This is a genomic window from Hymenobacter sp. AT01-02 (genome assembly GCF_000961955.2).
Taxonomy (GTDB): domain Bacteria; phylum Bacteroidota; class Bacteroidia; order Cytophagales; family Hymenobacteraceae; genus Hymenobacter; species Hymenobacter mucosus.
Window position 1 is genome coordinate 1 of record NZ_JZIR02000198.1, and the last position, 5,459, is coordinate 5,459.

The 5,459-nt window shown below is 57.6% G+C and carries 4 protein-coding genes and 1 pseudogene; all 5 read right to left on the reverse strand.

Annotated features, from left to right (window positions below; genetic code table 11):
* Positions 1–1,321 (reverse strand): annotated as a pseudogene (locus tag VI25_RS22310) (GH92 family glycosyl hydrolase); the annotation flags it as partial.
* Positions 1,322–1,474: 153 nt separating this feature from the next.
* Positions 1,475–1,834: a basic secretory protein-like protein gene (locus VI25_RS22315; protein WP_055562925.1), complete on the reverse strand. Its 360-nt coding sequence runs from the start codon at positions 1,832–1,834 to the stop codon at positions 1,475–1,477.
* A 47-nt stretch (positions 1,835–1,881) separates the two neighbouring features.
* A complete protein-coding gene (locus VI25_RS22320) occupies positions 1,882–2,172 on the reverse strand; it encodes a hypothetical protein (protein WP_152981781.1) in 291 nt (96 codons plus the stop codon).
* Between the two features lie 250 nt (positions 2,173–2,422).
* A complete protein-coding gene (locus VI25_RS22325; RefSeq protein ID WP_045690516.1) occupies positions 2,423–3,958 on the reverse strand; it encodes a RagB/SusD family nutrient uptake outer membrane protein in 1,536 nt (511 codons plus the stop codon).
* 22 nt (positions 3,959–3,980) lie between these two features.
* Positions 3,981–5,459 (reverse strand): SusC/RagA family TonB-linked outer membrane protein (locus tag VI25_RS22330; protein WP_152981782.1); only part of this gene is annotated, 1,479 nt, incomplete at its 5' end.

A 5,459-nucleotide genomic window follows, 5' to 3' on the forward strand; every position in this document is an offset into this window, starting at 1 on the left:
CATCGGCCCGGCATTGTTGGCGCCGTGGGTCAGGGCTTCGTACAGCACGTTCATGTCCTGGCCCCGAATTCCTTTTAGGTAGGCATCAGCTACCACCGAGGCGGAGTTGTTGCCCACCATCACGTTGCGCAAACCGGGGCTAGCCCATTCTGGGAGCCAGCCTCCTTCCTTATAATCATTGGCTAGGCCCTGCTGAATCTCGGTGTTTACATCGGGGTAGAGCAGGTTGAGGAAGGGAAACAGGGCCCGAAAGGTGTCCCAGAAGCCGGTATCGGTGTACATGTAGCCCGGCAGCACTTCCCCGTTGAAGGGGCTGTAGTGCATCACCTTGCCCGTAGCGTCTAGCTCATACAGCTTGCGCGGAAACAGCAAGGAGCGGTAGAGGCAGGAGTAGAACGTGCGGCGCTGGTCAGGTGTGCCGCCCTCAATGTCGATGCGACCGAGGGCCTTGTTCCAGGCCGTGCGTCCTTGCTGGCGGATGGCATCGAAGTTGTTGGTGCCAATTTCGCGCAGGTTCAGCTCGGCCTGCTCGGGGCTGATAAACGAGGAGGCAACCCGGCATTTACCTGTTCCCCTTTGCGCGTTTTGAAGCCTACTACGGCGCCGGCGTGATTGGCCGTCACTTCCATCACCCCACTTGCCAGCTTCTTATCCTGGTAGAGGGCCGTGCTGGTAAAGTCGTGGTCGAACTCCAGCACAAAGAAATTCTTGAAGTTTTTGGGTATGCCGCCGCTGTTGCGGGTGGTGTAGCCAATGATTTTGCGCTGCTCTGGCAGCACCTTCACGTAAGAGCCCTTATCCAGCGCGTCGAGCACTACGTAGGCGCTATCCGTCTTGGGGAAGGTGAAGCGGAAACGGGCGGCACGCTCCGTAGGCGCAATTTCCGTTACCACGTCGTGGTCGGCCAGGTACACGCGGTAGTAGTTGGGCTCGGCTACTTCGGCCTTGTGCGAAAACCAGCTGGCCCGTTCATCCTCATCAAACACGCGCTTGCCGGTGATGGGCATGAGAGCAAATTGCCCGTAGTCGTTCATCCAGGGTGAGGCTGGTGCGTTTGCTTGAAGCCTCGCATCTTGTCGGCCGAGTACTGGTAGGCCCAGCCGTTGCCCATCTTGCCAGTCTGCGGCATCCAGAAGTTCATGCCCCAGGGCAGGGCTACCGCAGGGTAGGTATTGCCGTTGGAGAGGCTAGGCTTAGAGTCAGTGCCAATCAGCGGGTTTACCCACTGCACGGGGTCTTGGGTGGTGGTTGCTACTTGCGCCGGGGCCAGAGGGGCCGCCAGCAGAAAAAGAGCTGCAAGCGCGGGAAGACGTTTAGACATTCGGTTGGGAAAGGTGAAGAAACGCAGGGAAAGCAACGCGCAAGGGTGGCGGGTCGGTGGTAAGGATACTACTTGCCGCGGAATAGTTAGCGCCTGGTTTTCCAGAAAATGCAGAGCAGCACGGCCGTAGTACCACCCGGCGAGGCGCAGGCCCTAGCGGTAGGTGAGTTCCAGGGCCGGATTCTCGGCGTAGAGCGTCCAGAGTTCATCCAGGGTCTTGCCAGTTTTTTGCTTCCAGATATCGGGGGTGTAGGTGTGAGCACGCGCCGCCGCATCCAACTCGTTGATGAGGGTAGAGCGCACGTTCTTTTCCAGCCACACAAAGAACCGGGCCGTAATTCGGTAGCTGTTGGTGTAGCTCTGCCCCGCCTTATAGGCAGGCAGCACCCACTTCGCCTGTACATTGTTCACCCCGTAGGTGTAGCGGACATAATCGGCAATGCCTTCCGTGAGCCAGCCCACCGAGTTAGGCGGGTAGGCCTGCACCACGTGCATCACTTCGTGGGTTACCACGTCCAGGTCCTCGGGGTGCTCGCGCAGCCACTTGGGGCTGTAGGTAGCTACGCCGCGTCGGTGGCGGCTACGCCCGCGTAGGCCGGGTCAACAATGAAGGTAATCTGCTTGCGCGTTTGCGGGTTGAACCGTTTGGCCTCCAGGGGGTACACCTCGAAAAAGGTGGTAATCATCTTTTGCTTCGTGGCAGTGCTGAACGCGGAGTCCTTGGAAATGAAGGTAAGTGTGTAGCCCTTGCGGGTAATGGTCTCTTTTTCGTAGAATGTCCGCTCTGCTGGGCCCAAGGGGGTACTCGGGAAAATATTGCCCCGGTTATCTGCCAACAACGATAGAAGCAAAGCACATAGCGCGAACGGAATACTACTTAGCATGGGCCGGTTATGGGTGCAGTAAAAAAGAGGGTATTGCGTATCAGAAGCGCTGCAAGCTAATGACTTGCGTTGTGCAACACGGTAGATACTACCGAGCACTTATTTGAGGTGAATAAGCACCCGGTAGTAAAACGCCAGGCCAGGCGAATCCTGCAATCGGTAGTAATTCCCAGAACTACCGCTCACCGGCCTCAAGCCTTGGCCTGGCATTACCGTATTACCACCCAGGATTCTGGGTTAGCTTCTTGTTATTGTTGATTTCGGCCGAAGGAATGCCCCACAGCAAGTATTTCTCCTGGAAGGCGGGGCCTACCTCGCCCTTGAAGCCGACTACGTCCACGAAGCGGTTGTTGACCACGTCGTACGCTTTGCGCGTGCGCTGCATGTCAAAGTAGGCCTTGTTCTCGTAGGCTAGCTCGTGGTACCGCTCGCGCCACACGGCCTCGCGGAACTGGTCCTTGCTCAGGCCGCTCAGTTCCGGAAGCATAGCCCGCCGCCGAATGGCATTAATCTGCTCGTAGGCTTTGGGCGTGGCGGCGCTGGCTTCGTTGATGGCCTCGGCGTAAATCAGCATCACCTCGGGCATGCGCAGCAGCGTCCAGTTCTCGTCCGATTGCCCATTGCCCGTGGCGCTTTCCACGTGAAAGTACTTGTACAGGGCCTGCGTTTTGAAGTCGACGATCTGGTTGGGGTTCTTGCTGGATGGGTAGCTAGAAAAGAAAAACTGACGCTCTTTGGCGCGCAGGTCGCCGGGCTCGTAGCTCGCGTAGAAGGCGGGCGTGGGTACCACCGAACCGTACTCGTCGTTGTACTTCGAGATGCCCACGAAGTAGGGAATCACGTAGTGGCTGATCTGGTTGGTGGCAATACCAAAGGCATACTGAGCCTGCAAAATCAGCTCGCCCTGGTTTTTGCCGGCATTGTTGTGCAGGTTGATGTACACCGCCGAGTCTACCTTGGTTTTTACCGTCTTCGTAACAAAGAGCGGGTAGCTGTTGGCGTCAATTACCTCGGCGGCCTTGTCGGCGGCTTTCTGATAATTTGCCTGAATACGCAGGGGGTAGCCCGCGGTGGTCAGGTACACGCTGGCCAGCAAGGACTTTACCGCGCCGGTAGAAATGCGCCCGGTGCGGTCTACAGCGGGTAGACCAGCCGCTTCGGCCGTTTGCAGGTCACTGATGATGAGGTCATACACCTCGGCCTGGGGGTCGCGCTCCGGGTATAGGTCGGGGCTGGAGGCATCAATAGGCAAGGTCAGTAAGGGCACATCTCCGTACAAGCGCACCAGGTGGTAATACAGAAAGGCCCGAATAAAGTAGGCCTCGCCCAGCAACGACTTCTTCCTGGCCTCATCCATCTCAATGGCCGGAATGCGGGCAATGGCCAGGTTGGCCGCCCCAATGCCGTTGTAGGCATTGTTCCACACCGATGAAAAGTAGGGGTTGGAAGGGTCAATGCTCTGGTTGATAATCTGGTTGTTGTTGAAGCTCTGCCCCAGCGTCGTTGCGTGCAGGGCCATTAGCTCCACCCCAATCCACACCGATTCGCCGTAGCCGGTTTCGGCGTTCATGATGCGTAGGCGGTTGTACAGACCATCAATGGCCGACTGCGCTTGGGCCGCCGAAGTGAAGTAGTTTTCTTGGGTGAGGGTAGAGCGGTTATCTTCCTCAAGGAAGTCTTGGCAGCCGATGGCCGCTAAGAGCAAGCCTGCGCACAGCGCCGTTTTGGTAAAGTTTCGAAAGGTCGGTAGCATAACAAAGGCAGTGGAGTGGGAATTAGAAGGAGACGTTTAGGCCAGCCGTAACAGTGCGCGCCTTGGGGTAGTCAAAGAATTGAATACCCTGCGCGAAAGCGTTGGTGTAGGTCGACGTCTCCGGGTCGTACCCTTTGTATTTGGTCAGCAGGAAGAAGTTCTGGGCCGATACGTACAGGCGCAGGCGGCTCAGCTTGATGGCTTCTAGCGTAGAGGAAGGGAAGGTGTACCCCAGCACCAAGTTGCGGCCCCGGATGAAAGAGCCATCCTGTACTTTGTATGAGTCAATACGGGAGTCGTAGGAGAGGTAGGAGGGGCGCACCTGCGCAATGCTGGTGTTCTGGTTATCCGGCGTCCAGGCTTCCGTAACGGCGCGGGTGTAGCTGTTGGCCTGGCCTGTGCGGTCCAGCGCCGAGTGGTGGGTTAGGTCCATCACGTCGTTGCCGTAAGTAAACTGCAAATCCACCGTCAGGTCCACGTTGAGGTAGCGCAAGGTGTTGCTAAACGTACCGTAGCCGGTAGGAATGCTCTTGCCCAAAATCACACGGTCTCTGTCGTTTATTTGGCCGTCGTTGTTTTGGTCCTTGAACTTCAAGTCGCCGGGCAGGCGGTTGTAGCGCCGGGCTTCATCGGCCTCGGCCGAGCTCCATGTACCCTCACGCTCCAATCCGAAAAGGGAGCCTACTGGCTGGCCCACGCGCAGCACGTTGGTTTCGTTGAGGAAGTTGGGGCCGGGGAAAATGTCGTCGTTTGCCGAGCCGAGGGCTAGCACTCGGTTCTTGAGAAAGGAGATGTTGAAGACCGTTGACCAGGTGAAGTTCTTGCTGTCCACGTTCACCGTGTTTAGCCCCAGTTCCAGCCCCTCGTTGCGGATACCGCCGATGTTGGTAGTGATGCTGCCGTAGCCGCTGGTGCGAGGTACGGGGGCCGCCAGCAGCAAGCGGTCGGTGTTGCGGCGGTACACATCTGCCTCGAAGGCCACCCGGTTTTGCCACAAGCTCAGGTTCAGGCCCAAGTCGTACTGCATGGCCTCTTCCCACTGCAAGTCGGGGTTAGCTAAGGTACTAATGGTCGTGCCCGTGGCCCGCACCCCGTTAAAAATGTAACTATTCGTACCCAATCGGGCCTGCGACTGGTAGTTGCCAATGCTGCTGTTGGCAGTGCGGCCGAAGCCAAAGCGCAGCTTCAGGTCGGAAATAACAGAGTTGTCGCGCAAGAAATCTTCCTGCGAAACGCGCCAAGCCAATGCCGCCGATGGAGTCTGCACATACTTATTATTGGCCCCAAAGCGAGATGCTCCATCTATGCGGTACGTAGCCGTAAGGAGGTAGCGGTCCTTAAAGCTGTAGTTGGCGCGGCCAAAGAAGGAGAGAAATTGTGCGGCATCGAAGCTAGAGGCAGGCGGCGACGGCGTAGCTCCCGTGCCTAGGTTGTAATAGAGGTAGGCATTGTCGGGTAGGCCGCGGGTTTCTACCGATTCGGCAAAGTATGCTCGCGCCGC

Coding starts and splice junctions, on each gene's coding strand:
- VI25_RS22325 (WP_045690516.1), bottom strand. CDS start 3,958: ATGCTACCGACCTTTCGAAACTTTACCAAAACGGCGCTGTGCGCAGGC.